This is a genomic window from Luteimonas sp. MC1828, assembly GCF_016461615.1.
GTDB lineage: Bacteria > Pseudomonadota > Gammaproteobacteria > Xanthomonadales > Xanthomonadaceae > Luteimonas.
Genome location: NZ_JAEMNY010000002.1, coordinates 11039 through 32058, shown reverse-complemented (window position 1 = coordinate 32058; position 21020 = coordinate 11039). Strand labels below are relative to the sequence as shown.

Here is a 21020-nt window from a genome sequence, read left to right as displayed (position 1 = left end):
CTTCTTCTGTTAGTTTTTGCGACCCGATTGAAGCTCGCAAGGCGCCTGCCCTACATGGCTGCCGCAACCTGAAAGGTGTCCCCGATGTCCGTTTCCAATTCCAGCCGCCTGCTGACCACGGCGATCGCCGCTGCCCTGCTGGTGATGACCGTTGGTGATGCCAACGCCCAGCGCGCCAATGATCGTCGTGCGCGCGCCGAGGCCGCGAAGGCGACGGCCGAGGAGCCGGCGAACCTGTTCCCGGGCGCCACTCGCCAGGAACCCACGCTGGCCGCCTCGCAGCGGATCGGGCCGCGCCTCAACAAGCTCTCCGACGCCCAGCAGGCAGGTGATGTCGCCGCCGCGCAGGTGATCGCCGACGAGATCCTCGCCAACGAAAAGGCCAATGCCTACGAGCGGGCCATCACGATGCGCCTGATGGCCGACCTGTACCTGGACACCGACGCCGAGCGCTCCAAGGACTACCTGCGCAAGGCGATCGAACTGAACGGCCTGAAGAACAACGACCACTACGGATCAATGGTGACGTTGGCCCAGCTGCAGCTGCAGGACGACGACTATGCCGGAGCCCTCGCGACGCTCGACCGCCTGATTGCCGAAACCAAGACCACCGATCCCACCTACCAGGTGATCCGCGGCAATTCGCTGTACCGGCTCGAACGCTTCGACGAGGCGATCGCGGCGCTGAAGCCGGTGGTGGAGGGCAACCCGGAGGCACGGCCCGACTGGGTGCAGCTGCTGATGGCGTCCTACGCCGAGTCGGGCCGCTCGGCAGAGGCTGCGCGCCTTGCCGAGGAGATCGCCGCCAAGGCACCGGGCGACAAGCGTGCACAGCTCAACCTCGCCAACATCTACCTGCAGTCAGACGACATCCCGCGGGCGCTGGAAGTCTACGAGCGCCTGCGCAAGGCCGGCGAACTCACCGAGGAGCGCGACTACCGCAACCTGATGGCGCTGTACCTCAACAGCGAGGGCAAGGAGCGCGAGGCCGCCGCGGTGATCACCGAGGGCCTGGACAAGCAGATCCTCAAGCCCGACCACCAGACGTACAACGCGCTGGCGCAGGCGTACTATTTCAGCGAGCAGTACGACGAGTCGATCAAGGCTTACCAGAAGGCCGCGCCACTCGCACCTGATGGCGAGACCTGGCTCAATCTCGCGAAGGTGCTGGCCAATGAAGGCCGCAGCGCCGAATCCAAGGATGCCGCGCAGAAGGCGCTGGACAAGGGCATCAAGCGGCCTGACGAGGCGCGCGCGCTCCTCAAGCGCTGAGCGCGTCCTCGATTGTGGTTCGGCAAGGTTGGTACTAGCCGCCACGATTGGTATAAGCTTGGAAATTCCCGCGCCGAACCAGCGGCGCGGATACGACAATATTCGGGGCGCTTCCCGCCCGGCCAGACTTGAGTTCCCCGCATGACGCAACCCTCCACGACCTCGAACCGGAACGACGACCAGGACGAGGGCCTGAACTGGGCACGTATCACCGGTTTCACCATGGTTGTCGCGCTGCACGCTGCCGCGGTCCTGCTGCTGCTGGCGCCTGTCAACCCGCCCGGCGCCGCAGCGGATGAGGAAGAGGTCACGCGCGTGGTGATCATCGAACCGCCGCCGCCGCCCCCGCCGCCGCCGCCGCCGCCGGAACAGCCGCCGGAGCCCAAGCCCATCAAGGAGCTGGTGCCGCCGTCGCCGTCGCCGCTGCCGCCGCCGCCCGAGCAGCCGCCGGTGATCTTCGACGACCCGTCGCCGATGGACGTCGCGGCCCCGCCGCCGGCGCCGCCCGCGCCGCCCGCGCCCACGCCGAGCATCGGCGCGAGCGTCGACCCGTCGTCCAAGAGCATGAATCCGCCGAAGTACCCCCCGGCCGCCCTGCGTGCCGGCGTCACCGGCCAGGTGATCCTGATCGTCGATGTCGATGCCAACGGCAACGTCACCAACGTGTCGGTCGAGAAATCCAGCCGCAATCGCGACCTGGACCGCGCCGCGGTGGAGGCTGCGCGCAAGTGGCGCTTCAACCCTGAGGTCGTCAACGGCGTCGCCACCGCAGGGCGCGTGCGCGTCCCGGTTGATTTCGTGCTCTGACCCGGGTCGCGGCCACCGCCTCGCCTCACGCTGTTATATCGCTGCACCGGCTATACCCGTTTCAAACTATCCAAATCACAACATCTAGAAGGTAAGCGTCATGCTGCAGGAAACTTCGAACATCCCGGCCTCCGGCGGCAGCAACGCCGCTGCGCTCCAGCAGATGGGTTTCGCGGACATGGTCCAGCATATGGACGCAGTCGGCTGGGTGGTGCTCATCACCCTGGTCGTCATGTCGGCCATGTCCATCTACTGGATCATCTTCAACGCCATCAAGAACGCGCGCCTGCGTGCGAGCTCGGACAACGTGATCCAGTCGTTCTGGGAAACCCCGAACGCGCAGGACGCGATCCGCCACATGGAAGAGCAGCGCAAGAGCGAGCCCTTCTCCAAGGTCGCGCTTGACGCCGCCCTGGCCGCCGCGCACCACCAGCGCCACGAAGGTTCGCGCCTCGTCGAGTCGCTCAACCGCTCCGAGTTCGTCGACCGCGCGCTGCGCCAGGGCGTGACCCGCGAATCGCTGAAGCTCGAAGCCGGCCTGACCGTGCTCGCCACCGTCGGTTCGACCGCGCCGTTCGTCGGCCTGCTCGGCACCGTGTGGGGCATCTACCGCGCCCTGATCCGCATCGGCGCCAGCGGCCAGGCCGACATCGGCGCGGTTGCCGGTCCGGTCGGCGAGGCGCTGATCATGACCGCGCTGGGCCTGGGCGTGGCCATCCCGGCCGTGCTTGGCTACAACTTCTTCGTGCGCCTGAACCGCTCGACGAACAACAAGCTCGACACGTTTGCGCATGACCTGCACGACTTCTTCGCCACCGGCTCGCGCGTCGGCGAGCAGAAGCGCTGATCGCCAGGTACTGAGGGAGTCCCGACATGGCTTACAGTTCAAGCGGTCGTGGCCATGACAAGGTCAACGCCACGATCAACATCGTGCCGCTGGTCGACGTGATGCTGGTGCTGTTGATCATCTTCATGGTCACGGCACCACTCATGGCCCACAAGGTCCAGGTCGAGCTGCCCCAGGCGAACCTGGATGAGCGGCCGGAGACGGCACCGCCGGCTCCGCCGATCACCATCGCGGTCACCGAAGACGGCGAGATCTTCCTCAACGACCAGCCGGTCACCCTGCAGCTGCTCGAAAGCGCACTGTCGGTCGAGGCACAGAAGACCCCACAGCCGCCGGTCAATGTCCGCGGCGACAAGACCACGAAGTACGGCGTGGTGAAGCAGGTCGTCGGCATCGCGCAGGCCCAGGGCATGCGCAAGGTCGGCTTCGTCGCCACCCGCGAAAGCAACTGATCCGGAGTTCGCACCATGGCTTTTTCGTCAAATTCCGGTGACGGCCCGATGGCCGACATCAACATCATTCCGCTCTGCGACGTGATGCTGGTGCTGCTCATCATCTTCATGGTCACCGCGCCGCAGCTGTCGTATCCGATCGACATCGACCTGCCGCAGCCGTCGTTGAATCCGCCGGTGAACCCGGTGGATCCGCCGCCGCCGATCCGCCTGCGGATCGACGCGTCGGGCCAGGTGTACTGGAACGACAGCCCGACGCCGACCTCGGCCCTGCGCAACATGATGCAGGCCGAAGTGGAGCGCGATCCGTCCAACCAGCCGACGCTTGAGATCGACGTCAACGAGGACGCGGACTACGGCACGCTGGCCAAGGTGCTGGCCGAGGCCAAGAACGCGCAGATGCTGAAGATCGGGTTCGTCAGGAACTGAAATACGCAAGGCCCCCCGGCGTCGCCTGCAGCGCGCCGGACGGGAGAGACGCTTGCTGTCTTCGCGCCGCCCGCAAGGGCGGCGTTTTTATGTCAGGCGCCGGCGGCGTCCAGGATCGCGAGGTATCGCGCGACGGTCGTCGCCAGCCCGTCATGCAATGCCTCGCCGATCAGCGCGTGGCCAATCGACACCTCCTGGACCGCAGGTACTGCCGCCAGGAAATCACCCAGGTTGTCCTGGCTGAGGTCGTGGCCGGCATTCACGCCGAGTCCGGCGGCCTGCGCGCGCCGCGCGGTGTCGGCACAGCCAGCCAGTTGCGCCGCGGCGTCGCCGGCGGCGTGGGCCTCGGCAAACGGACCGGTGTACAGCTCGATCCGGTCGGCGCCTGTGGCCGCGGCCGCATCGACATCGCAGCCGGCATCGGCAAACAGGCTGACGCGGCAGCCGAGTGCCTTCAGTTCGACGACCAGCGGGCGCAGGCGCAGGCCGTCGCGTGCGAAGTCGAAGCCGTGGTCCGACGTCACCTGCCCGTCGTCGTCGGGCACCAGGGTCGCCTGCGCAGGGCGGGCCTCCCGGCACAGCGCGAGGAAACCGGGATAGCCGGGTCGCGGCGCCGCGAACGGATTGCCCTCGAGGTTGAGCTCGACGCGGCGCTCGCCCGCCAGGGCGGCGAGTGCCATCACGTCGGCGCTGCGCGCGTGGCGCGCATCGGGGCGCGGATGCAGGGTCAGGCCATGGGCACCCGCGTCGAGGCAGGCGCGCGCGGCGCGCAGGATGTCGGGCTGGTCACCGCCGCGCGAGTTTCGCAGTACGGCGACCTTGTTGAGGTTCACGCTGAGCACGGTCATGCGCGGCAGGATACCCGGCGGGCGCGATACCGTCCCGCCATGCGCGCGCAACGTCTACCGCGGCGGTCAGGCGCCGGTTGATTCCGGCGCGTCGCCCGCCTGCGCCTGCGCGGCCGCCGCACGCCGTGCGTCAGCCTCTTCACGCAGGCGGCGCAGCTCGACCGGGTCGAGCATCATGCTGTCGTCGCGGGACTGGTTGCCCACGCGCTGTGCCAGCAGGCCCAGCACCCAGGCGACCACCAGGCCGAGCGCGGCAAGCAGGCAGACCACGGCCAGCGCCATCGACGCGGTGTTGAGTGCCACGGCGAACGCGGCCACGGCCAGCAGCAGGAACAACCAGGGCATGGATCGGCTCCGCCAGGGACAATGGCCGAAGTCTAACCGCAGCCGGCGTCGCGACCACCGCCGAGGCGCGCCGTCCGGGCGGCCCGTGCCGCCGCCGGTCGCGGCATCACAGCAGCGGCGACATCAGGCGCGCCAGCGCTTCGGGCATGCGCGCACCCAGCAGCGAACGCGGCCGCCCGCGGTGCACGCGGGGCGCACTGGCCATCTCGCCTTCGATCAGGGTGGCCAGTTCGCCGGCGATACCGGCGTCGTCGAACAGCACCGAGACCTCGAAGTTCAGCCGGAAGCTGCGATGGTCGAAGTTGGCGCTGCCGATGATCGCCAGGTCATCGTCGACCAGCAGGGTCTTGCTGTGCAGCATGCGCGGGCCGTACTCATGCACCTTCACTCCGGCCAGCAGCAGTGCGCCGAAGTACGAGCGCGCAGCCAGGGTGACCAGTTTCGAGTCGCTGTCGCGCGGCACCAGCAGGCGCACATCCAGGCCGGCCATGGCGGCGGAACTCAGGGCCATCATCGCCGCCTCGCCGGGCACGAAGTACGGCGTGGTCATCCACACCCGCTTGCGCGCGGCGTGGATGGTGGACACATGCAGGCGGTGGATCGCCTCCCAGGGCGAGTCGGGACCCGAGGTGAGCACCTGCGCGCGGATCGGCCCGGGTTCCGACTCGCGCGGGGTTTCACGCGCGACATCGGACAGGAAATCACGGCGGCCTGTGGCATAGGTCCAGTCCTCCGCGAACACCAGCTGCAGCACGCGCACCACGTCGCCTTCCAGGCGCAGGTGCAGGTCGCGATAGGCATGGTCGCCAAGGCGCTCGTCCTGGGCATCGGCCACGTTCATGCCGCCGGTGTAGGCGACGCGGCCGTCGATCACCACGATCTTGCGGTGCGTGCGCAGGTTGGCCCAGGGCCGGTGCCAGAACTGGCCCAGGCGCATCGGATGGAACCACGCCACTTCGCCGCCCGCGTCGAGCAGCGGCTTGAAGAACCGTCGCGCGCCGCCGGAGCCCACCGCATCGACCAGCAGGCGCACGGCAACGCCGGCACGCGCACGCTCGACGAGCGCGTCGCGCAGCGCCGCTCCGGTCTGGTCCGGTTCGTAGATGTAGTACTCGAGGTGCACGTGGTGCCGCGCCTCGGCGATGTCGGCCAGCAACGCCTGGTACTTCGCGGCGCCGTCGACCAGCAGGCGCACGCTGCGCGCGGATGAAAGCGGCAGGCCGGTGGTGGCCTGCGACAGGCGCGCCAGCTCCACGCCATCGACGTGGCCGGCGTCGACGTCGTCCGCCTTGAATCGGCCCCGGCTGCGCGCGCGGCGCAGTCGATGGCGGTGGATCCGCTGCGGTCCGAACACGTGGTAGACCAGCAGGCCGATGTAGGGCAGCAGCGCCAGGCCCAGCAGCCAGCTCAGCGTGGCCACGGGTTCGCGCTTCTGCAGGATGATCCAGCCACCCAGCACCAGCAGGTACGCCAGCCAGGCCACGGCCAGATACACGCCGAGATGCGGAATGGCCAGCAGCGCCTGCCACGCGTCCCGCAACCAGTCGAACATCGCATGCCCCCGTTGCGCCGCAGTGGCGCCCGCGCATCAGGCTAGCGACAAGTGCGCCAAGCGCAAGGCGTTGCAGCAGCATCGCCTGCCAATTCACCGGCCCTATACGCGGTATCCACGGCGGCTTGCTACCGTATGCGCATGCCGCAGCCACTCCCGCACAACCGGTCCGCGTGCACCGACGCCGTGGCCGGCGCGATGCCAGCCGCGGAACCGCGCGACCACGTTGCGCCAACGGCGGACGCCGACCTCGCGCAGCAGCTGGCTGACTCCCGGGCAGAGCTCGCAGCCACGCAGCGCGATCTCGAGCTGCTGTCGCATGGCGTCTCCCACGACCTGCGCGCGCCGCTGCGCGCGATCGAATGCTTCGCCGCGCTGCTCGAGCAGCATGCCGCTGCGGACCTGGACGCCACCGCCCGCGACCACCTCGAACGCGTGCGCGCCGCCGCCGCGCGCATGGCCACGCTGATCGATGGCCTGCTGGCGCTGTCGCGCGCCGGGCGCACACCGCTCAGCTGCACCGACGTCGATGCCAGCCTGCTCGCGGAGTGGACGCTTGCCGAGCTGCGGGATGCCGACCCCACGCGCGCGGCCGAGCTGCACGTGCAGCCCGGCATCGTGGTGCGCGCCGACGAGCGCCAGCTGAAGCTGCTGCTGGAGCAGCTGCTGCACAACGCCTGGAAGTTCTCGCGCAGCCGCGACCGGGTGTCGGTGACGGTGACTGCGGAACGCGTGGGCGACCATGTGCGCATCTCGGTCGGCGACCACGGCACCGGTTTCGATCCCGCGCGCGCCGAACGCATCTTCGAGCCGTTCCAGCGCCTGCACGGCACGGACGAAGATGGTGGCCACGGGCTCGGCCTGGCCATCGCGCAGCGCATCGCCGAACGCCATGGCGCCACGATCACCGTGGACGCGCGCGCCGGCGAGGGCTGCACGTTCCACGTGCTGCTCCCACAAGGCGAAACGCGCATCGACACGGCCCCCGGCGCACACGGCACCGCGCCATGAGCACGCGGCCGATCCTGCTGGTCGAAGACAACCCCGACGATGTCGAGCTGACGCGCATCGCGTTCGCCGAAGCCAACATCGCCAACGCGCTCACCGTGGTCACCGACGGCGCCGCGGCGCTCGACTACCTGTTCGCGCGCGGCGCGCATGCCGGCCGCGACCCTGACGACCTGCCGTCGATCGTGCTGCTCGACCTCAACCTGCCGAAGGTCGACGGCCGCGAGGTGCTGCAGGCCATCCGCAGCCACGAGCGCACGCGCAGCCTGCCGGTGGTGGTGATGACCACCAGCGCGGAGCCGTTCGATGTCGAGGCCAGCTATGCGCTCGGCGCCAACAGCTACATCCGCAAGCCGGTCGATTTCGGCCAGTTCGTGTGGGCGGTGAAGCAGGTCGGGCTGTACTGGCTGGTGCTCAACCACGGCCGCGAGCCGCACTGAGCAGGCACCGCGGCGTTACGTGCCGGCGGGGAACAGGGCTTCCGCACGCTGGAACAGGATCCAGCTGGTGGCGATGAACTTGTCGCCGCCCGCCGGACGGTTGCCGCGATGGGTGTGGGTGAACGCGGTCGGCGCGATCAGCAGGTCGCCGGTGCGCGGCGCCACCTTGCGCTCCTGGAACAGGAACTCGGTTTCGCCCGCGTCGAAGCCGTCGTTGAGGTAGATCGTCCACAGCAGGTGGCGGTGCAGGGTTTCGCACTGCGCGTCGCGCGGGTACAGCTCGCAGTGCCAATAGGGATAGCCGCCTTCGTCGGCGCGGTACCACTGCAGGTTCACGCTGCCCGGGCGCAGGCAGGTCATCGCCAGCCGGCCCAGCGCCGCATCGTCCATGGCGGCGATGTCGTCGGCCGCAAGCCGGCGCAGCGCGCCGTCCTCCCCCGGCTGCTGCAGCATCAGCGGCGCGATCAGCGCCTGCGGGTAGCGCCGCAGGTACGCGAGCAGGCCGCCGTACACCGCGACATTGAGCGCCTGCTCCACGTCCGCCCAGTCGGGACGTCCCGTCAGCGCGATGTCGCGGCTTTTCTTCAGCTCGGGGAACACGCCGCTGCCGACGCGCCCCGGCTGCAGCGCGTCGCTGGCGCGGATGCGGTCCACGATCGCCGCACAGGTCTCGGAATCCAGCGCACCGGCGGTGACCTCGATGAAGTCCTGCGTCACGGCCATGCGGCGCCTACCGGATCGCGGCGGTCATGCGGTGGTGGCGACCGCGTTCGCGGCGTCGTGCTCGCGATGCTGGCGCGTCGCGACCTCGACCTCGGCCTTCGACCCCAGGAACACCGGCACGCGCTGGTGCAGCGTGGTCGGCGCGATGTCGAGGATGCGGCCGCGGCCGTCGGTGGCGGCGCCGCCGGCCTGCTCCACCAGCATCGCCATCGGGTTGGCCTCGTACATCAGCCGCAGCTTGCCGGGCTTGCCCGGGTCCTTGCGGTCCCAGGGATAGATGAAGATGCCGCCGCGGGTGAGGATGCGGTGCACGTCGGCGACCATCGACGCCACCCAGCGCATGTTGAAGTCCTTGCCGCGCGGGCCTTCGCGGCCGGCCAGCAGTTCCTCCACGTAGCCCTGCATCGCCGGCTCCCAGTGGCGCTGGTTGGACATGTTGATCGCGAACTCGCGCGTCTCGCCCGGGATGCGGATGTCGCTGCGGGTCTGCACGAATGCGCCCTGCTCGCGGTCCAGCGTGAACGCATGCGTGCCCTGGCCGATGGTCAGCACCAGCGTGGTCTGCGGGCCGTACACGCAGTAGCCGGCGGCGACCTGCGCGGTGCCGGGCTGCAGGAAGTGCTCGTCGCCGACGGTCTCCACATTCTCCGGGCAGCGCAGCACCGAAAAGATGGTGCCCACCGACACGTTGACGTCGATGTTGCTGGAGCCGTCGAGCGGATCGAACAGCAGCAGGTAGGCGCCACGCGGATACGCGTCCGGGATCGGCTGGCAGTGCTCCATCTCTTCCGAAGCGCAGGCGGCGAGATGGCCGCCCCAGGCATTGGCCTCGAGCAGGATCTCGTTGGACAGCACGTCCAGCTTCTTCTGCGCCTCGCCCTGCACGTTGACGCTGTCGCCGCCCGCGGCCGAGACCGCATCGCCCAGCACGCCGCCAAGCGCGCCGCGCCCGACCGCCACCGAGATCGACTTGCAGGCGCGCGCCACCACCTCGATCAGCAGCCGCAGGTCGGGCTCGATGTGCCCGGCGCGCTGCGCCTCGATCAGGTGGCGGGTGAGGGAAACGGGACCGGAAGCAGCCATGGCGTGACGATTCTCGACGACGGACCAGCGCGCATTGTCGCCCAAGGGCGGCGCGCCTGCAGGCCGGGCGTGGCGGTCGAGGCGTGCCGCTAGCGCCGGTCGAACTCCCATTCGAACCCGAGCAGCCAGCCGCGTCCGCCGCCCGGCTCGTAGAACCGGCCGTTGCCTTCGTTCACGATCACCGAGCCGACATGCTCGCGGTCGAGCAGGTTGTCGACGCGCGCGAACACGCGCACCGGGCCGGCCGCCGTCGGCCAGCGCCGCGAGGCCTCGACGTGCAGCAGGCCGTAACCGGGTGCCGACTCGCTGCCGGCATCGTTGACCATCACGTCGCCCATGGCCTCGGCCTCGAACGCCGCGCTCCACGGACCGCCCTGCCACTGCAGGCGCGCGAAGGCATGGCGCTCGGGCACGCCGGGGATGCGGCCAGCCATGTCCGTGCCACCGCCCGCCGCCACGCCGCCGCGGAACTCGGCTTCCAGCTGCGTTGCCGCCAGCTGCAGGTCCCAGGCGTCACCCAGCGGCTGCAGCCACGCCAGCTCCACGCCCTGGCGGCGCGCGCTGCCGGCGTTGCGGTAGCTGCTGCGTCCGGCGACGTTGGTGGCCACCGCGATCTCGTCATCGGTGTCGGCGCGGAACAGCGCCGCCTCGAGCAGGCCGCCGGTGGGCGTGCGCCACTTCAGCCCGAGCTCGTGGTTGTCGCTGACCGCCGGGCGCAGCCCGAAGGCGAGGCCCGCGCCGCCATCGGCGCGGTAGGACAGCTCGTTGAACGTCGGCGTTTCAAAGCCGCGTCCGACCGAGGCGTACAGCCGCAGGTGCTCCGACGGCGCGAAGGTGATGCCGGCCACGGGCGAGGTTTCCGAATAGTCCACGCGTCCGCTGTCGTCGGGATTGCCTTCGGCGACGTAGCGGTCGCTCGAGGTGAAGCCGACCTCGCTGTGGCGCGCACCCAGCAGCAGCGACCAGCGCGGCGCGAACTGCCACCAGGCCTGCGCGTAGAGATCATCGGTCTCCACCTCGTTGCGCTCGTCACGGCGCAGCGCACCGCGCACGCCGAGGGCGTCACCTACGAAGTTCTCGAAGCCGCGCCGCCGCTGCCGCTGGCGCTCGCCGCTGGCACCCGCCGAGAGCTCCAGTGGCCGCGCGGCCAGGCTGCCGCTCCACGACCAGCGCGCATCGAAGCCGGCGTAGCGGTTGTCGAGATCGATCACCCCGCCCGAATGCAGCGGATTGCGCTGCGGCGCCGCCGGGATCGGCAGCACCTGCATCACCTCGCGGTCGCCGCCCCAGGCCGAGAGGCGCAGCGCGTGCGCATCACCCAGCCCGTGCTCGTAGACCGCGCCGCCCTGCGACTGGCGCACGCTCTTGCGCGTGTCGAAGACGTAGGCATTGGCCACCGCCTGCCGCGGATCGTCGCGCATCTGCGCCGCGGTCAGCCCGAGCGGATCCTGCGCCTCGGGGATGTCGACGTGGTTGAGGACGAACGTGAGCTTGCGGCGCTCACCCAGGTCGACGCCCAGCTTGAGGTTGGCCACGTCGCGCCGCGCCGCCGAATGGTCGCGCCAGCCGTCGGTATCCAGGCGCGAGACCGCGACGTTGTAGCCCACGATGTCGTTGCCGCCAAGCAGCCGTGCCGCGCCGGTCCACGTGCCGTCGCTGCCGACCGTCGCCCGCAGCCGCCACGGATCGCCGGCCTGCCCGTCGGCGCTGTGGATCGACACCACGCCGCCCGACGAGTTGCCGTGCAGCGCCGAGAACGGACCACGCAGCACCTCGATGCGCTCCGCGCCGGCAAGGCTGAAGTGCGACAGCTGGCCCTGGCCATCGGGCATCGACGCCGGAATGCCGTCCGCATACAGCCGCAGCCCGCGCACCCCAAACGTCGCGCGCGCGCCGAAGCCGCGGATCGACAGCTGCGTGTCCTGCGCCAGGTTCTGCCGGTCGCGCGCGAGCAGGCCCGGGATGCCACGCAGCACTTCGGAGACATCGGCGCTGGCGTTGGAGCGCTCGCCGGAGAGATCGACGGTCGCCGTGGAGGCGGGCGTGTCGAAGGCTGGCACCGTACGCAGCCGGGTGGCTTCGACGATGACGCGGTCGAGGGTGGTGGGGGAGGCAGCCTCAGGCTGCCGAGGGCTGTCGGCCGGCGCGGCATGGGCGGCGGCGGGGACGACGAGGGCAAGCGCAAGCGCCCGCGCGAGGGCGGAAAGCAGGGGGGAAGTCATCCGCGTATTGTCCCCCGCGCGGGCGTGCCGGGCGGGTCGCGGGACGGAACACTGCGGAACGGACGCTCCGTCGGGAGCATGGGCACCTGCGCCCGGCAGATCGCCGGGCGACGCGTCCTCAGGCGTCGGCGTCGGTCGGCCAGCCCTCGCCGGTGCCGCGCTGGAGCACGGTGTCGGTCTCGAGCACCGTGCCGGCCGGAATCGCCTCCTGCATGGCCAGGCGCGCATAGACCGGCGTGAAGTCCGGCCGCGTCGCGTCCATCAGCTGCTCGAAGCTGTCGATGACGAAATAGGTCTTCTGGTAGCTGTCGATGCGGTAGCGCGTGCGCATCACCCGCTCCAGGTCGAAGCCGATGCGGTTGGGCGCCGCCGACTCCAGCGCATGCACCGACTCCCCGCTCGATGACACGATGCCGCTGCCGTAGATGCGCAGGCCGTCGGCCTCGCGGATCAGCCCGAACTCGACCGTGTACCAGTACAGCCGCGTCAGGTTCTGCAGCGCATCCGGCCCGATCGCGTGCGCCTTCACCCCGCCGCGCCCATAGGCCGCCATGTAGTCGGCGAACACCGGGTTCATCAGCAGCGGCACGTGCCCGAAGAGGTCGTGGAACAGGTCCGGCTCCTCGATGTAGTCGAGCTGGTCCGGCCGGCGGATCCACCACGTCACCGGGAAGCGCCGGTTGGCGAGGTGCTCGAAGAAATCGAGCTCCGGCAGAAGGCCCTCCACGCCGATCAACGTCCAGCCGGTCGCCTTCTCGAGCACCGCATTCAACTGCGCGTAGCGCGGAATACGGTCCGGCGTCATGCCCATCGCATCCTGCGCACGCAGGAACTCGCTGCTGGCGCGGCCGACCAGCAGCTCGCGCTGGCGCGCGTAGAGCGTGGCCCACGTGGCGTGGTCGTCGGCGGAATAGTCGTCCCACGGCTGCTCGACAATGCCCGTCGCGTACACCGGCACCTTGCCCTTGTCGGTGTGCAGGTTCTCGACGCGGCGCGGCTGGGACTGGCTGGACATGGCGGACTCCTGGCGGCACGGCAGATTCAGGACCGGCGCGAAAGACGGTGAAGAAAACACGACCTGAAGAACTTTAGCGCCGAAACCCCGCAACATGGTTGTGTCTGTTGCGTCATCATGCGGCTTCCGTGCAACAATCAACCGTGTGTAGCGGTGTCGCTGCAACAACAGAGAGCCTGCGGCAAGGTGAGCGCTCGAATGGCGGTGCGCTGGCTCGGCATGCGACACCACGGCAGCCTTCGCCGGCGCAGGCCCGAGTCCGACGCCGGCCCGCACCGCCACCGTCGCCCACGGCCTTACGGAGCCGACCCATGCCCACCGCCGACCTCGACCGCATCGACCTGCAACTGCTCGCCGAACTGCAGACCCGCGGCCGTTTGAGCAACACCGAGCTGGCCGAACGCGTGCACCTCTCGCCCTCCGCCTGCCTGCGGCGCGTGCAGCGCCTGGAGCGCGACGGCGTGATCGCCGGCTACCACGCGCACGTCGACCCCGAACACCTGGGCCTCGGCCTCGCCGCCTTCGTGCGCATCCGCCTGAAGCGCCACGACGCCCCATCGGTGGCCGCCTTCGCCAGCGCCGTCAACGCCTGGGACGAAGTGGTCGCGTGCCACGCCCTCACCGGCGACATGGACTACCTGCTGCAGATCGCCGTGCGCGACCTCGAACACTTCTCGCACTTCCTGCTCGACCGCCTGCTGGGCCAACCCGGCGTGGGCGACGTGAACTCGAGCTTCGTGCTGCGCACGGTGAAGGCGTTCCGGGGGCTGCCGCTGCCGCGTGGGTGAAGCGTCAGTAACGATCGAGTGGACTCAAGACACCACCGGCGCCGCGACCCAACACGTGCGTATAGATCTGCGTCGTCGCGACATCCTTGTGTCCCAGCAACTCCTGCACCGTGCGGATGTCCTGGCCCGACTCGATGAGGTGCGTGGCGAAGGAGTGCCGCAGCGTATGGCAGGTCGCCGGCTTGTCGATGCCGGCCGCCACCCGCGCCGACTTGACCGCGCGCTGCAACACCGCCTCGTCGATGTGATGGCGCCGCAGTGCACCGGTGCGCGGATCCGCCGAAAGCCGCGTGGCCGGAAACACGTACTGCCACCCGAACTCCCGCGCCGCATTGGGATACTTGCGCCCCAATGCATGCGGCAGCCAAACCTCCCCGCACCCCGCCTGCAGGTCGCGGGCATGCAGCACGCGCACCTTCTCCAGCTGTTCGCGCAGCGGCACCTCCACCTTGCGCGGCAAGGGCACGCGACGATCCTTGCCGCCCTTGCCATTGCGCACGCAGATCTCGCGGCGATCGAAATCGACATCCTTCACCCGCAGCCGCACCGCCTCCATCAGGCGCATGCCCGCGCCGTACAACAGCGACGCCATCAACCCCACCTGCCCATCGACCAGCGCCAACAGGCGCCGCACTTCGTCGTGCGACAACACCACCGGCAGCTTCTTGGGCCGCTTCGCCCGCGTCACCGACTCCATCCACGGCAGGTCGATGCCCAGCACCTCCTTGTAGAGGAACAGCAGCGCGGACAGCGCCTGGTTCTGCGTATTGGCCGCCACGTCATGCCGCACCGCGAGGGTCGACAGGAAGCCCTCGACCTCCAAGACACCGAGCTCCCGAGGATGGCGCCGAGCGTTGGCCAGCACGAAGCGCCGCGCCCAGCTCACATACGCCCGCTCGGTGCGGATGCTGTAGTGCTTGGCACGACAGCGGGCGCGGACCTGATCGAGAAGGCGTGGGGGTGGCGCGTTGGCGGGGGCGCGGGCAGGTGGTGTCGACGCCGACACAGCTGCGTCGCATTGCCGAGCCGGAGCCGACCGGCGATCCTGAGAATCACCGGGTACCGCCGCATCCTTGCGGTGATACGACATAGCACTCCATTCCTGCAGTATTTCCCGGAATCATTACCGCTGGCGAGCCGTGCAAAAATCAGCCAAGCACTTGATCTGGAATGGGTTGCAGCGGGATCAGCTTGTCAGACAAGGTGCGTCAGTAACGGATTACACTTCGTTTCTGGAATCTACTAAGTGTTAGGCGGCAAGGAGGCATCGTGGAGCACGCTGTGAAAATCTCCGAGATGCTGGGCTTGCTGGCATTTTTCTGGGCTCCGGCATTGATCTTGGCCGCGTTCCTGCAATGGCTAATCCTCAGGCCCGTGGCGGGGCGCACCTTGGCAACCGTGCTGCTCACCGCTCTGCTCGTCGAGGTCCTGCTTGCTCTTGCTATCTGGCTCTCACCGCTTCATCGCTTGCTACTGGACATGAAAAACCTTGGTGACTTCACTTTCGGCAGCATTCCGTTGCAAGCTTCGGCGGTCGCGGCGGCAGTCACCTCTGCGCTTGTTTGGTTCGCTCGGCGGCATCTCCGTAGAGTCGGTGTTGCCGCCTAACAATTCATTCAAGCCGACACCGCTTCGCGGCGCGGCTTAATTCAGGCGTTAGGCCCCGGAGGCAGCTTCATGCTCGCTCGTGAGTACGGAATCATCTGCAACTCCCAAGATGAGAAGTTGCTTGTCAAAAACGTAAACTCGTTCCTAGCAAGCGTCGGCTATCGAAAGGTGTATAAGAGCGTGCCCCGTGGCATTCGCAACCCGGCAAGCGCTGAGCCGGAACCACGCTACTCGCACTACTACAGTCAATTTCTAAAAGCGCATCCGCGCTGGTACTTTGATCTGTATCCAAACGTAGATCTCGATGATCGCGCCAGATTTCCCGCTAACCTTGACTGTGGCTGGACGCTATACGTGAACAAGGTCATGGCGGAGAACAACTCGGCCTCAGATGATCAGGCGCTGGAGACATTCTTTGCCGATCTCGCGCACGGCACTGGGTTTGAGACAGTTGTTCTTCACACGTATGGCCCAGACGAGAGCAGGAAGTAGGCCGGGGCCTAACAATTCATTCAAGCCGAAGCCGCTTCGCGGCTCGGCTTAATTCTGGCGTTAGGCGCCTTGGGGAGGGGCATCGCAATGGAAAGTGCTTACTTGATTGGCGCGCTGACTTCGGCCTTCGTACTGCTTGTTCAGTCCGGCATGCTTTGGCTACAGGCAAGCGCCTTGCGGCGGCACGGCCATCGTTCGTTTCTTCTTCTGGCTATCGGCAGCGCCCTTGGCATCCTGTATTGCCTCACGTCGTTCCCGCTCTATCTCATGCGCATCAGCGAGGACACCTTCTGGGCTTTGACGCTTGGCTCCACTGCATTGGTTCTGGTCGGAGCATCGCTCGGCTTTGTGGGCACGGCTCTTTTGTTCCGCTCGTATGCCAAGCTCGCAGAGCGCGTCGGCTCAAGCTCCGTGGCCGGCACCTAACAATGCGTTCAAGCCGAAGCCGCTTCGTTACGCAAAGCACATGGCAGGTAAAGCTTGCCATGTGCTTCGCTCCACTACGCGTCTCGGCTTAACTCTGGTGTTAGGCCTCAGGGAGAGAGTCATGCAAGGACCACTCAAGAGCATTCTCGCCGGCGCAGTGTCGGGCATCGCCACCTACTTCGTTTCGCTACGCGCGCTCGGATACACCAATGCGTTCGTGATGCCGTCGTGGGCTTCATTGACGGCTTGGGAGATCTTGGTCGTTCTTGGGCTAGGGGCAACGCTGGTGGCGTTAGTGGTTCATCTCATCGCCGTTTGTATTCTTCGGGCCCATGCCCCCTGGGCCCTCGCGTCGTTTTTCGGCACCACGCTCCTCGCAATGGCACTGGCGGGCCTGCTTGCTTTCGCAAAGACGCTAGCTGCTTGGCTTCTCGGCGCGCTCCTAGCATCGCTGGCGTACCGCAAGCTGCGGCCTAACAATGCGTTCAAGCCGAAGCCGCTTCGCGGCTCGGCTTAACTTGAGTGTTAGGCCCGCTTGGAGAACACACTATGGGCTGGCTGATCACAAAGTACCTGCTCACTGCTGCGGTCGTCGTCCTTGTGTCGGAGGCAGCAAAGCGGAGTGACAAGCTCGGCGGGTTCATTGCTGCGCTCCCGCTGGTGACATTCCTTGCGCTCATCTGGCTCTACGTTGAGAAGCAGCCGCAAGCCAAGATTTCCAACCACGCCTGGTACACGTTCTGGTACGTGGTGCCAACACTGCCCATGTTCCTGGCGTTCCCGCTCCTTCTGCCTCGTCTCGGCTTCTGGCTTACCATGTTGGCCAGCGCTGGAATCACAGTAGTTTGCTTCGGGCTATTCGCATTGCTCGTCCGTCAGTTCGGCATCCAACTGCTGCCGTGAGCGGGCCTAACAATTCATTCAAGCCGACGCCGCTTCGCGGCGCGGCTTAATTCAGGCGTTAGGTGCCAGGCCAAACATGATCGCGATCCGCGCCAACTTAGTTGCAGGAGAACGCCACGAGAAATATCCGGCTGGCTCCTCTATGGCGGCTATGATCTTCGTCGGTGCGGACGGCGACGATGCTGCGGAGGAGATCGCCACTCGCGAACTTGCTGCTCGCGGCTGGGCCACGATGGAAATCGAACGGTTCAGAGACATCACTAACTATTCGCAGTTCTACGGCGAGGACACGCCGGTCAATGGTGCGTTTCAAGATGCGCGGGAGTCGGGGTTCGGGCTTGTGGTGTACCCGGAGCTGGCACCTAACAATTCGTTCAAGCCGAAGCCGCTTCGCGGCTCGGCTTAACTCTGGTGTTAGCGCCCATGATCATTTCATACATGCTTGCAGCAATGCTTTCCTCCTCCGGAGACCCCGTCGTGACTTTGGATGTTTGTGTGCCACCTTCTTGGCCTGCGCGCTTCGAGGTGCAACAGAAAACGACGTTCGCTGGGCTGCAGCAGATTTACCTGCGTGAGGTGCCGGAAGAACTTATGCCACAGCAGGCGATTCTGCGAGCGGAGTCTGTCGCACGAGACCGTGCCCATGGCAGCTGGGGAAGGCAGGCCGAGGAGATTGGAAATGCGGTTTATCAAGCGCAGATTCAGCAACTCGAGACGTACTGTGGCCCCCGACTCGACGATCAGTACGGAGCTCCCGGTCTTATCGAGCAGGCATACGCTAGAGTGCTAGCGCACACCAATCTGCGGTATGACGCTGTGGCAGCCGAGCAACTCCTACCGAAGGAGTTCTCCGTCAATCTCACTCCCCGCGTGGCGATTGTTGGCTTATCAGCGCACTGCTCTAAATCGACGCCTGCGCTGGCGTCATTTCTTGCCCGAGCGTCCATTCCATGCGGGCAGGTGCCAGACTCGCGAGATGGGCGCTAACAATTCATTCAAGCCGACGCCGCTTCGCGGCGCGGCTTAATTCAGGCGTTAGGCACTTCAATGACCTTTTCCGCAGCCATCGCAATCATCGTCCTAGCCAGCTCTTCGGTAAGTCCGGAGTTGTGCCGCGACGTCGAGAACAAGATCGAGCCGGATATGCGCATTCTGGAGTCAGATCTGAGCCAGTCAGCTGCGATCCAAGCCGCTGAAAGGCTCAAGGACATGATTGCGCGCGGTGACTTGACCGGTGAGTTCCAGTTCGGAGCGCTTAACCAGTCAAAGATCATCCGGGGGCACATCCTGCTTCGTCAGGCAACGACGGACCGAGAGGAGTTTGGCTTCGACTCGGCAGAGTCGAGAGAATCGGCCATGTTGTTGTGCACTTGGCTCAGCACGGAGGGCTTCTGGTATGACTAGTTCATCGCAGCCAGTGCCTAACAATTCATTCAAGCCGACACCGCTTCGCGGCGCGGCTTAATTCAGGCGTTAGCCGTCTAGGGGAAAGGTAACGTGGCATCAGAAATGTCTTTCGTGCAGACCCAACTTTGGATAGTAATCGGCCTACTAGTCTCCTTTGTGACTAGCAACATCCTGTGCCAGATCTTCAACCGAAGAGCCGCGAGAGAAGAGAAAACCAAACCGAAATTTGGCGAGATGTTCGACAAGGATGAGCTTGACGAGCTACTTCCAGCCGCAGACGCCTATCTCCAAACATACCCAAACGACCACAGCGCACTCTACTTCTCCGCCCAGACGCTCATGTCCCGTGGGTCATACGACGAGGCACACCGGCGCTTCAAGCGAATCGTGGAGCTGGATCCGACCATGAGATCGTCGATACAGCCATACCTGGATGAAACAGCACCGGCCGGAGACGGCTAACAATGCGTTCAAGCCGAAACCGCTTCGTTCCGCAAAGCACATGGCAGGTACAGCTTGCCATGTGCTTCGCTCCACTACGCGTTTCGGCTTAACTTAGGCGTTAGGCGGCAGTGATAGATCATTGGAGTCCGAGGTGATGGAAGCTACTCCGCGCCATGTTCGTCACCGTAGACTCTGGCGTGGCGCGTACTTCTTCGGCGCTGTCGTTCTGGTCGGTTGCTTGGCGGTAATCGCACTTAGCCCAGTCGCTCGATCATCCTCGCCATGGCTCTATTGGCTCGCGGCCACGTCGGCCGTCCTGTGTGCGGTGGCCGCGGTACGGTTGCGGAGCTATGAGCGCTACGATGCCGCTGGCGAGGGGGCATGGCTCGCTCGCGTAGGCACACGTAGCTCCAGGGGGTCGGGTGATGATCTGGATGGAATTGACGACTAATGGGTAGCAAGCGCGAGCTGCCGCCTAACAGTTCATTCAAGCCGACACCGCTTCGCGGCGCGGCTTAATTCAGGTGTTAGGCATCACAGGGGACAACTATGGGCGCCACTAAGAAAGCACTCTTGACCGCCTTGGTCCTCGCGACGGCCTGCGCATCGGTAGCGCGGTCGGAGCCTGTCGCAGGAGAGCTTCCTGCCGAGATTTCCGCAGCGCTCGGGGGCGAGTTCATTTGGCGTGGTCGCACCTACACGGTAGATCGTATGGGGGATGCAATTCGAGCGGCTAAGCATTCCGAGGGAATCACATCGGTAGTGTTGCTCTATGACCAAGAGACAACAGTTCAGGACATCATTGATGTCGCACTGATCTCGCGAGCGGCAAGCCTCCCCGCGTTCTATCAACAAGATGGCAAGCTTAACCACATCGAGGTAAATCGGTGATGCCTAACAATTCATTCAAGCCGACGCCGCTTCGCGTCGCGGCTTAATTCAGGCGTTGGCCGCTAAGAGCTTCGGCGTGTATGTCTCGGTGACCTTTCCGCTGGCGGCTTCGTCTGAGCACCAGAGCGCTCGAGCGAGACAATGCGGGTGCGTGTGAGAGCTTCGTCGCGGCATCTCGCTCGCGGTGTGGGTGGTGTCTAGCCAGGCATTTTCGGCTTCGTGCGCTGTGCTCTCACTAGCTACGCTGCGCTCCGCCCAAGCAGTCGCATCGGCTAGTTCACGGTGTGGGTTCGTGGCCGCGAGGCCGGCCTTTCCCGGCTTCGGCCAGGGGAACGCCACGCGGCGGGCCTGCTTGTGGCACCGGCTTCGGGTGACTGCGGGCGTGGTGGCAAGCGAGTCGGCTTCGGCTAGAGTTGGCGTCCAACAGTTCATTCAAGCCGACGCCGCTTCGCGTCGCGGCTTAATTCAGGCGTTAGGCGCTCATAGCACCGCATTAGTTGTGGTTGCGGAGTCGTGTGCCAGCTCACCTTGTCATGGCTTCTAGTTCTTCGCTCTGCATTGCGCACGCGCGGGAGCGGCGTCGTCAGGCGCCTCGGCTGCGGTCACACGCAACCTCGAGCCAAGACCGTGACATCCGCGGCCGGCTTCGTGCGGGTTGCGGGTGCGGCATCTGGCCGCGCGACCGGTCGGCCAGGCTCCGGAAAGATCTTTGTCATGGCGGTCCGGGTTCGGCCGCAAGCTCGTTACGGGCTTCGGCTGAAGCGCGGGTTGTACCGGCTTCGGCTTCGGATACAGTTGCGCCTAACAATTCATTCAAGCCGACACCGCTTCGCGGCGCGGCTTAATTCAGGCGTTAGGCGCTCAACGTGACTCCGGCGCGTGTTGGTCGTAGGCTCGGCCTCGTCGGCTACCGGATGGAGAGAATCATGGCTAAGGGAAGTGGCGCAGGTGGAGGGAAAGGCGGCTCGTCCGGTGGCGGCAAAACGCCTCCGGCTGGCGGCGGAAAAAGTCCCGGTAG

The 21020-nt window shown here is 66.4% G+C and carries 24 protein-coding genes; 16 read left to right on the top strand and 8 right to left on the bottom strand.

The window, feature by feature from the left end; genetic code table 11:
* Positions 1 to 84: 84 nt before the first annotated feature.
* The 5 genes from JHB91_RS09985 to JHB91_RS09965 all read left to right on the top strand — a co-directional run bounded on the left by JHB91_RS09985 (position 85) and on the right by JHB91_RS09965 (position 3807).
* On the top strand, positions 85 to 1272 hold the full coding sequence (locus JHB91_RS09985; RefSeq protein WP_199472752.1) for a tetratricopeptide repeat protein: 1188 nt from the start codon (positions 85 to 87) through the stop codon (positions 1270 to 1272).
* A 141-nt stretch (positions 1273 to 1413) separates the two neighbouring features.
* Positions 1414 to 2079: an energy transducer TonB gene (locus tag JHB91_RS09980; RefSeq protein ID WP_199374236.1), complete on the top strand. Its 666-nt coding sequence runs from the start codon at positions 1414 to 1416 to the stop codon at positions 2077 to 2079.
* Between the two features lie 100 nt (positions 2080 to 2179).
* Positions 2180 to 2926: a MotA/TolQ/ExbB proton channel family protein gene (locus JHB91_RS09975; protein WP_182824005.1), complete on the top strand. Its 747-nt coding sequence runs from the start codon at positions 2180 to 2182 to the stop codon at positions 2924 to 2926.
* A 26-nt stretch (positions 2927 to 2952) separates the two neighbouring features.
* Entirely contained in the window at positions 2953 to 3378 is a 426-nt protein-coding gene (locus tag JHB91_RS09970; RefSeq protein WP_199374238.1) for a biopolymer transporter ExbD, read from the top strand.
* 15 nt (positions 3379 to 3393) lie between these two features.
* The gene (locus JHB91_RS09965) at positions 3394 to 3807 is read left to right on the top strand and encodes a biopolymer transporter ExbD (protein ID WP_182824002.1); all 414 of its coding nucleotides are present in this window, start codon (positions 3394 to 3396) and stop codon (positions 3805 to 3807) included.
* A 92-nt stretch (positions 3808 to 3899) separates the two neighbouring features.
* Here the strand turns inward: JHB91_RS09965 and JHB91_RS09960 are convergent, their stop codons facing one another.
* From JHB91_RS09960 to cls, 3 genes are all read right to left on the bottom strand, one after another.
* On the bottom strand, positions 3900 to 4655 hold the full coding sequence (locus tag JHB91_RS09960) for a pyridoxine 5'-phosphate synthase (protein ID WP_199472751.1): 756 nt from the start codon (positions 4653 to 4655) through the stop codon (positions 3900 to 3902).
* A 66-nt stretch (positions 4656 to 4721) separates the two neighbouring features.
* A complete protein-coding gene (locus JHB91_RS09955) occupies positions 4722 to 5000 on the bottom strand; it encodes a hypothetical protein (protein WP_199374242.1) in 279 nt (92 codons plus the stop codon).
* A gap of 106 nt (positions 5001 to 5106) precedes the next feature.
* Positions 5107 to 6552, bottom strand: coding sequence for a cardiolipin synthase (cls, locus tag JHB91_RS09950; protein WP_199472750.1), 1446 nt, complete (start codon positions 6550 to 6552; stop codon positions 5107 to 5109).
* A 141-nt stretch (positions 6553 to 6693) separates the two neighbouring features.
* Between cls and JHB91_RS09945 the strand changes: the two genes are divergently transcribed.
* Together JHB91_RS09945 and JHB91_RS09940 are read left to right on the top strand one after the other, a co-directional pair.
* Positions 6694 to 7563 carry an ATP-binding protein gene (locus JHB91_RS09945; RefSeq protein WP_199472749.1) on the top strand — a complete coding sequence of 290 codons (870 nt, stop codon included), beginning with the start codon at positions 6694 to 6696 and terminating at the stop codon, positions 7561 to 7563.
* Positions 7560 to 8000 carry a response regulator gene (locus JHB91_RS09940; RefSeq protein WP_199374248.1) on the top strand — a complete coding sequence of 147 codons (441 nt, stop codon included), beginning with the start codon at positions 7560 to 7562 and terminating at the stop codon, positions 7998 to 8000. The genes JHB91_RS09945 and JHB91_RS09940 overlap by 4 nt, the downstream gene beginning before the upstream one ends.
* Before the next feature lie 15 nt (positions 8001 to 8015).
* On the opposite strand, the gene JHB91_RS09935 is transcribed toward JHB91_RS09940, so the two are convergent.
* The 4 genes from JHB91_RS09935 to phhA form a co-directional block, all read right to left on the bottom strand.
* Entirely contained in the window at positions 8016 to 8723 is a 708-nt protein-coding gene (locus JHB91_RS09935) for a 2OG-Fe(II) oxygenase (protein WP_199472748.1), read from the bottom strand.
* A 24-nt stretch (positions 8724 to 8747) separates the two neighbouring features.
* Positions 8748 to 9806, bottom strand: a complete 1059-nt coding sequence (locus tag JHB91_RS09930) for a class 1 fructose-bisphosphatase (RefSeq protein WP_199472747.1) — start codon at positions 9804 to 9806, stop codon at positions 8748 to 8750.
* An 89-nt stretch (positions 9807 to 9895) separates the two neighbouring features.
* Complete coding sequence (locus tag JHB91_RS09925) at positions 9896 to 12028, bottom strand: TonB-dependent receptor (protein ID WP_199472746.1); 2133 nt, start codon at positions 12026 to 12028, stop codon at positions 9896 to 9898.
* 118 nt (positions 12029 to 12146) lie between these two features.
* Positions 12147 to 13043, bottom strand: a complete 897-nt coding sequence (phhA, locus tag JHB91_RS09920) for a phenylalanine 4-monooxygenase (protein ID WP_199472745.1) — start codon at positions 13041 to 13043, stop codon at positions 12147 to 12149.
* Positions 13044 to 13354: 311 nt separating this feature from the next.
* Between phhA and JHB91_RS09915 the strand changes: the two genes are divergently transcribed.
* Entirely contained in the window at positions 13355 to 13831 is a 477-nt protein-coding gene (locus JHB91_RS09915; protein WP_199472744.1) for an Lrp/AsnC family transcriptional regulator, read from the top strand.
* A 4-nt stretch (positions 13832 to 13835) separates the two neighbouring features.
* On the opposite strand, the gene JHB91_RS09910 is transcribed toward JHB91_RS09915, so the two are convergent.
* Positions 13836 to 14921, bottom strand: coding sequence for an integron integrase (locus JHB91_RS09910; RefSeq protein ID WP_199472743.1), 1086 nt, complete (start codon positions 14919 to 14921; stop codon positions 13836 to 13838).
* Between the two features lie 191 nt (positions 14922 to 15112).
* Here JHB91_RS09910 and JHB91_RS09905 point away from each other — a divergent pair, with 191 nt between their 5' ends.
* From JHB91_RS09905 to JHB91_RS09870, 8 genes are all read left to right on the top strand, one after another.
* A complete protein-coding gene (locus JHB91_RS09905; RefSeq protein WP_199472742.1) occupies positions 15113 to 15439 on the top strand; it encodes a hypothetical protein in 327 nt (108 codons plus the stop codon).
* Positions 15440 to 15508: 69 nt separating this feature from the next.
* A complete protein-coding gene (locus tag JHB91_RS09900; RefSeq protein WP_199472741.1) occupies positions 15509 to 15931 on the top strand; it encodes a hypothetical protein in 423 nt (140 codons plus the stop codon).
* An 87-nt stretch (positions 15932 to 16018) separates the two neighbouring features.
* Entirely contained in the window at positions 16019 to 16357 is a 339-nt protein-coding gene (locus tag JHB91_RS09895; protein WP_199472740.1) for a hypothetical protein, read from the top strand.
* A 121-nt stretch (positions 16358 to 16478) separates the two neighbouring features.
* Complete coding sequence (locus JHB91_RS09890) at positions 16479 to 16874, top strand: hypothetical protein (protein WP_199472739.1); 396 nt, start codon at positions 16479 to 16481, stop codon at positions 16872 to 16874.
* Between the two features lie 32 nt (positions 16875 to 16906).
* Positions 16907 to 17260 (top strand): DUF3147 family protein, encoded by a 354-nt coding sequence (locus JHB91_RS09885; RefSeq protein WP_199374261.1) that lies wholly within the window; start codon positions 16907 to 16909, stop codon positions 17258 to 17260.
* 76 nt (positions 17261 to 17336) lie between these two features.
* Positions 17337 to 17666 (top strand): hypothetical protein, encoded by a 330-nt coding sequence (locus JHB91_RS09880; RefSeq protein ID WP_199472738.1) that lies wholly within the window; start codon positions 17337 to 17339, stop codon positions 17664 to 17666.
* Between the two features lie 641 nt (positions 17667 to 18307).
* A complete protein-coding gene (locus JHB91_RS09875; protein ID WP_199472737.1) occupies positions 18308 to 18664 on the top strand; it encodes a hypothetical protein in 357 nt (118 codons plus the stop codon).
* A 1020-nt stretch (positions 18665 to 19684) separates the two neighbouring features.
* Positions 19685 to 20002, top strand: coding sequence for a hypothetical protein (locus JHB91_RS09870; protein WP_199472736.1), 318 nt, complete (start codon positions 19685 to 19687; stop codon positions 20000 to 20002).
* Positions 20003 to 21020: the final 1018 nt, after the last annotated feature.

What these genes read in the sequence shown, in the direction of transcription:
- JHB91_RS09925 (WP_199472746.1), bottom strand. Translation starts at nt 12,028, where the DNA reads ATGACTTCCCCCCTGCTTTCCGCCCTCGCGCGGGCGCTTGCGCTTGCC.
- JHB91_RS09935 (WP_199472748.1), bottom strand. Translation starts at nt 8,723, where the DNA reads ATGGCCGTGACGCAGGACTTCATCGAGGTCACCGCCGGTGCGCTGGAT.
- JHB91_RS09930 (WP_199472747.1), bottom strand. Translation starts at nt 9,806, where the DNA reads ATGGCTGCTTCCGGTCCCGTTTCCCTCACCCGCCACCTGATCGAGGCG.
- JHB91_RS09890 (WP_199472739.1), top strand. Translation starts at nt 16,479, where the DNA reads ATGCAAGGACCACTCAAGAGCATTCTCGCCGGCGCAGTGTCGGGCATC.
- JHB91_RS09885 (WP_199374261.1), top strand. Translation starts at nt 16,907, where the DNA reads ATGGGCTGGCTGATCACAAAGTACCTGCTCACTGCTGCGGTCGTCGTC.
- phhA (WP_199472745.1), bottom strand. Translation starts at nt 13,043, where the DNA reads ATGTCCAGCCAGTCCCAGCCGCGCCGCGTCGAGAACCTGCACACCGAC.
- JHB91_RS09980 (WP_199374236.1), top strand. Translation starts at nt 1,414, where the DNA reads ATGACGCAACCCTCCACGACCTCGAACCGGAACGACGACCAGGACGAG.
- JHB91_RS09900 (WP_199472741.1), top strand. Translation starts at nt 15,509, where the DNA reads ATGCTCGCTCGTGAGTACGGAATCATCTGCAACTCCCAAGATGAGAAG.
- JHB91_RS09895 (WP_199472740.1), top strand. Translation starts at nt 16,019, where the DNA reads ATGGAAAGTGCTTACTTGATTGGCGCGCTGACTTCGGCCTTCGTACTG.
- JHB91_RS09985 (WP_199472752.1), top strand. Translation starts at nt 85, where the DNA reads ATGTCCGTTTCCAATTCCAGCCGCCTGCTGACCACGGCGATCGCCGCT.
- JHB91_RS09970 (WP_199374238.1), top strand. Translation starts at nt 2,953, where the DNA reads ATGGCTTACAGTTCAAGCGGTCGTGGCCATGACAAGGTCAACGCCACG.
- JHB91_RS09910 (WP_199472743.1), bottom strand. Translation starts at nt 14,921, where the DNA reads ATGTCGTATCACCGCAAGGATGCGGCGGTACCCGGTGATTCTCAGGAT.
- cls (WP_199472750.1), bottom strand. Translation starts at nt 6,552, where the DNA reads ATGTTCGACTGGTTGCGGGACGCGTGGCAGGCGCTGCTGGCCATTCCG.
- JHB91_RS09955 (WP_199374242.1), bottom strand. Translation starts at nt 5,000, where the DNA reads ATGCCCTGGTTGTTCCTGCTGCTGGCCGTGGCCGCGTTCGCCGTGGCA.
- JHB91_RS09945 (WP_199472749.1), top strand. Translation starts at nt 6,694, where the DNA reads ATGCCGCAGCCACTCCCGCACAACCGGTCCGCGTGCACCGACGCCGTG.
- JHB91_RS09965 (WP_182824002.1), top strand. Translation starts at nt 3,394, where the DNA reads ATGGCTTTTTCGTCAAATTCCGGTGACGGCCCGATGGCCGACATCAAC.
- JHB91_RS09960 (WP_199472751.1), bottom strand. Translation starts at nt 4,655, where the DNA reads ATGACCGTGCTCAGCGTGAACCTCAACAAGGTCGCCGTACTGCGAAAC.
- JHB91_RS09875 (WP_199472737.1), top strand. Translation starts at nt 18,308, where the DNA reads ATGACCTTTTCCGCAGCCATCGCAATCATCGTCCTAGCCAGCTCTTCG.
- JHB91_RS09880 (WP_199472738.1), top strand. Translation starts at nt 17,337, where the DNA reads ATGATCGCGATCCGCGCCAACTTAGTTGCAGGAGAACGCCACGAGAAA.
- JHB91_RS09940 (WP_199374248.1), top strand. Translation starts at nt 7,560, where the DNA reads ATGAGCACGCGGCCGATCCTGCTGGTCGAAGACAACCCCGACGATGTC.
- JHB91_RS09975 (WP_182824005.1), top strand. Translation starts at nt 2,180, where the DNA reads ATGCTGCAGGAAACTTCGAACATCCCGGCCTCCGGCGGCAGCAACGCC.
- JHB91_RS09915 (WP_199472744.1), top strand. Translation starts at nt 13,355, where the DNA reads ATGCCCACCGCCGACCTCGACCGCATCGACCTGCAACTGCTCGCCGAA.